The following is a 4,599-nucleotide window of genomic DNA, read 5'->3' as shown; positions in this document are numbered from 1 at the left end:
TGATTGCTTTGATTCTATCTGCCTTAAAACACTTTGAGAAAAGTTTTTTACGATCCAAGATATTGTTGCCTTCCCTCCACTGGGCCTTGGAACCCAGTTTAATGCAGTTGTGCATTTCTGAGTTGCAAAGATCATTTCACCAAAGACTTCAGCTACACGATCATTGACATCGCCTTTGAACGTAAGATTTAGCCCTGCGCCTTTGTAAAAGGCATTTATAGCGCTTTTTACTGATGTATCGTCTGTCATATTAAAATTCCTTTTCAACTTAAATAAGATATAAAATTCTTTGAACCCTCCCTTAAATAATACATATATTCCAACCCAAAACAACATTCGACACCAAGAAGGTCTTGAATCTTCTTCATTTTCTCCCAACTAAATATGAATGGTCTCATAGTTAACAGACAGTTCAAAGGAGAACATATAATCATACATATAAAAATGGACAGGCACATTTTTAAAAGCTAAGAAAATTGCGAGATATCATTCCAAAAAAATGAGTTCGTCACTATAGAAAGATCGAGAAGCATCTTACATTAGATATATACTAAAATTAGGAATATTTTAATTTGATTAAACGAGAACAATATAAACTGATAAACAAGACTAAAGCTAATTTTTACTAACCAACTCCCTTATACCAACTTACATCATTTTTAGCAGCATGTGCTCTTAATACGGTTTTCGAGCCTGCAAAATTACCATAGTGAGTACCATAATTTTGTACCCTATTCAGCCAAGTTGCTTCTTCAATTCTCAGTGATACAAGTATATCTGGCACATTCTTCGGTATGAATCCTTTCTTTTTAGGGTGAACATGGCGACCCGTCCAATCAACTAGTTCAAGATAATCAATTAATGAGAAAGGTATTGAGTTTTCATGCTCCCTCGAACCAAATAGTTTTAGTGATTTGGGTTGTTTTGTTTGGTGAGCAGCTTCATTATTTTGTTTTGAGTCGTTTGCGTTTCCTTCTGTCTTTTGCAGGTGCTTTATGCGCTCTTGAATCGAGGTAAAATCACTACCCTCTAGATTATTTGCCATGTTGGCTCGGATTGGGTTTAAATCTACGTAAGCCATACAACTGAGCAATGCCGTTTCATCTAGCAAGGCTTGAGACTTGTACCGCCCCTCCCAATATTTTCCGGTGCAGTTGTCTTCCTTGTTTGCCTTCTTAGCAATAAATTCATTGAGGTTTTTCATATACCAGCTGATGTCGTATAAGCGAGCTCGCCACTTTTCAATCAGTTCCGATACAAGTAATTGCTCGGCCTCGCAAAGAGTATCACCGTTTCGCTGCTTATCTATAATTGGACTGCCCTTAGACAGCTTATACCACCTAGATATTACCTCATTATCTGGCCAACCAAGTGCTTGCTGCCTATTCACTTTAACAACCAAATGATAGTGATTACTCATAATGGCATAAGCCGCTATTTCAATTGCAAATACACTGCTTAGCAACTTTACTCTCTCGACTAACCATGTTCGTCTGTGGTCAAAGTTTTTACCTGTGTATTCATCTTCTCCACACAAAAAAGCACGACGTACACACCGCGCTATTAAGTGATAATAAGACGTCGACGACAAATCTATCAATGCTTTCCTTGCTCTTGTCATTTCCATTCAACTCAATTTAAAACTGGATATTTAAACAGTAGTAAAATAACGTGATTTGAGCAATAAATTTGTGCCTGTCCTATTTCGCTTCTCTTCGCTCGCGAAGCTGCTAAAACTCTCAAAACTGAGAAAGACCTGAATGAATTCAGCCAGATGCTTACTAAAGTAACGGTTGAAGCAGCCCTCAATGCTGAGCTGGATGAGCACCTGGGTTATCGTAAAAATGGTAAATCCTCTTCTCTAAACAGCCGAAATGGCTATTCCAATAAAACCATTGTTACTGAAGATGGCGCTATTGATATAGAGACTCCAAGGGACCGCCTCAGTACCTTTGAGCCCCTGCTGGTGAAGAAACAACAAACCCGTTTTACCAGCATGGATGACAAAATCCTCAGTCTTTATGCAAAAGGTATGACGACCCGGGAAATCGTAGAAACCTTCAAAGAAATGTACGATGCGGACGTTTCTCCCTCACTCATTTCTCGTGTCACTGATGCCGTTATCGCTAACGTAGTTGAGTGGCAAAGCCGCCCTCTTGATGCCATCTACCCCATTGTTTATCTCGACTGCATAGTGGTTAAAATCCGTCAGGATAAACAGGTCATCAATAAGTCTGTTTATCTGGCACTGGGCGTTAATCTGGAAGGCCATAAAGAATTACTGGGTATGTGGCTCTCTGAGACCGAAGGGGCGAAGTTCTGGCTTAATGTGCTGACAGAACTGCAAAACCGTGGTGTGAAGGATATTCTGATTGCCTGCGTGGATGGTCTTAAGGGTTTCCCGGATGCCATCAATACCGTGTTCCCTGAAACCAAAATTCAGCTCTGTATCGTTCACATGGTTCGTAATGCGGTGAAGTACGTTCCATGGAAAGACTATAAAGCCGTGACGACTGATCTCAAGCTTATCTATCAGTCTGCGACCGAGGAAGAAGCGTTGATGGCCCTGGAATCATTCAGTACTCGTTGGGATGATAAGTACCCTCAAATCAGCCGTTCATGGCGAAGCCACTGGAACAACCTGAACACGTTGTTCGCTTATCCGGCTGACATCAGGAAAGCAATTTATACGACAAATGCTATCGAATCACTGAACAGCGTCATCCGTAAAGCGATTAAAAAGCGTAAACTGTTCCCCACTGACGACTCTGCTAGAAAGGTGATTTATCTGGCGATAATGGATGCTTCAAAAAAATGGACGATGCCCATTAGGAATTGGAAAGCGGCTATGAACAGATTTATGATTGAGTTCGAAGACCGCTTACAAGACTTTATTTAAAAAGGTGGCAGTTACACAAAGTTATGTACAGCCTCTCCTGATTTAGTTGCGCAGAACACTCTGTCAATTACCACTATTTCCTGTTCAACTTAAATTAAAACTGCATATTTACACAGTGGCTGAGTAGCTTTATTTCAGCAAAAATTTGTGCCTGCCCCATATGATTTGCATACCCTTTAACGATACAAAAACGACCAATCATTTATACTTTCACCCTACTTTTATGGTAACTTCACCTTAGAAAGTAAACTCATAATCGTTTTTTGGTCAAATTTTCCCCCTATTTGAAATATGCTTTGACTCTTTTTGTTTATAATAAATACCTCGTCAAAACTTCTATGGTTACTTATTAAGGTAAAAACTGCCCATTCAGAAGACTCATAAACATTTATTTCATGTTCGGACTTCAACTCATGTATCTCGTAAGCAATTGAGTAGTCTACTTTAAGGTTATTTTTTAATGCTAGGGCTAGAAAGTAACGATATGCTGATAAACCATATTTTTTATGAAGTCCACCCGTTGCATTTTCCACCGTTTGTACTTGAAAAATATACTCACGCCCATCGTATACTATTGACATAGATGTGTATTTTGAATTTAACACATTCAGATAACTTACATTTTCTGGCTCCAAGCACAATTTGATAGCAGAAACTTCTAGCCAATAAGGGGTGCCACTACAAGATGACTGTGGAAATTGGCTAGCACTGGCGGTACAAGTGAAAATGGATAATAGTATTAATATTAACCTCATAGCTAAATACCTAAGGACGCCAATTTCAATGAAGTTTTATAGTCTAAAATTACTTTTTTAGCACAAGTTAAAGATTGCTCTTCCTTTAATTGGTTAATCGCACTCTTTGTAAAGTTTTTCGCAACCCATGTAATGGTCGCTTTTCCGCCTGTTGGAGTAGGCACCCACTTTAGTGCGGTTGTAAACTTTTGAGTTTCAATTACCATTTTCCCAAATATTTCAGCTACCTTTTCATTAACCTCACCGGTGAACTTTAGATTAATTCCAGCGCCTTTGTAAAAAGCATTAATGGCATCTTTGACTGAATTTGCTTCGTTCATGCATCTTTCTCCTTAATTGATACAAACAGTGTACTTAACTGGTCTAATCATACAGAACACGTAGTTGAACTAATATAATACTATTAGCTAGGCCCAATAAATGAGAGAATATACTTAGCTGGTAATCCCCCATTTTTAATAGCCATCAAAAAGATAGATTCTGCTTTGCATAAGCAGTTAAAACGTGCACTTGCATGCTTACTTCATATTGAATCGTCACCACTTTAGAAATAAATTTGTATCTGCCTCTTACTACTTTGCATAAAACGCACAGGATCAACGCTAACCTTACAAACTTAGCAACGGCTGTTTTGATATTGGGGAATACCGTACTTTTCAGTTAAATTCAGGCTCACTGAAATGCGACTGATATTTAGCAAGATAAAAGTAAAGAGGTAGTAATAACTACCCAATCGAACTTTCTTAATTTGGGTAAAGGTAGCAACATATTTATCACATTTACTTTACACCCAGGTTAATACTCTATCCTTGAAAGAATATCTAAAACACCCTTTTCATCAAACTCACCTGTTATTTGATAAATCACATCACTATCTATTTTATTTAGATAAATCCTGTCATAATCTGCATTACTTCCTGTAACAGTAAAAGCGAATACATTGCC

Annotated in this window: 5 protein-coding genes; 1 reads left to right on the top strand and 4 read right to left on the bottom strand. The window is 38.3% G+C overall.

Annotated elements, in window-relative coordinates:
* Together N477_RS20490 and N477_RS20485 are read right to left on the bottom strand one after the other, a co-directional pair.
* The coding region (locus N477_RS20490; RefSeq protein WP_081216307.1) for a hypothetical protein at positions 1 to 249 on the bottom strand (249 nt) is incomplete at its 3' end.
* 376 nt (positions 250 to 625) lie between these two features.
* On the bottom strand, positions 626 to 1,621 hold the full coding sequence (locus tag N477_RS20485) for a transposase (RefSeq protein ID WP_196760669.1): 996 nt from the start codon (positions 1,619 to 1,621) through the stop codon (positions 626 to 628).
* An 81-nt stretch (positions 1,622 to 1,702) separates the two neighbouring features.
* On the opposite strand from N477_RS20485, the gene N477_RS20480 reads away from it, so the two are divergent.
* Positions 1,703 to 2,899, top strand: coding sequence for an IS256 family transposase (locus N477_RS20480; protein ID WP_063379458.1), 1,197 nt, complete (start codon positions 1,703 to 1,705; stop codon positions 2,897 to 2,899).
* A gap of 221 nt (positions 2,900 to 3,120) precedes the next feature.
* Here the strand turns inward: N477_RS20480 and N477_RS20475 are convergent, their stop codons facing one another.
* Positions 3,121 to 3,654, bottom strand: coding sequence for a hypothetical protein (locus N477_RS20475; RefSeq protein ID WP_063360018.1), 534 nt, complete (start codon positions 3,652 to 3,654; stop codon positions 3,121 to 3,123).
* A gap of 2 nt (positions 3,655 to 3,656) precedes the next feature.
* Positions 3,657 to 3,974 (bottom strand): hypothetical protein, encoded by a 318-nt coding sequence (locus tag N477_RS20470; RefSeq protein ID WP_063360017.1) that lies wholly within the window; start codon positions 3,972 to 3,974, stop codon positions 3,657 to 3,659.
* Positions 3,975 to 4,599 lie beyond the last annotated feature (625 nt).

This window comes from Pseudoalteromonas luteoviolacea H33-S, assembly GCF_001625695.1.
In the GTDB taxonomy this organism is placed as follows: domain Bacteria; phylum Pseudomonadota; class Gammaproteobacteria; order Enterobacterales; family Alteromonadaceae; genus Pseudoalteromonas; species Pseudoalteromonas luteoviolacea_B.
The sequence above is the reverse complement of the archived record's forward strand: the minus strand, read 5'-3'. Positions and strand labels throughout refer to the sequence as shown.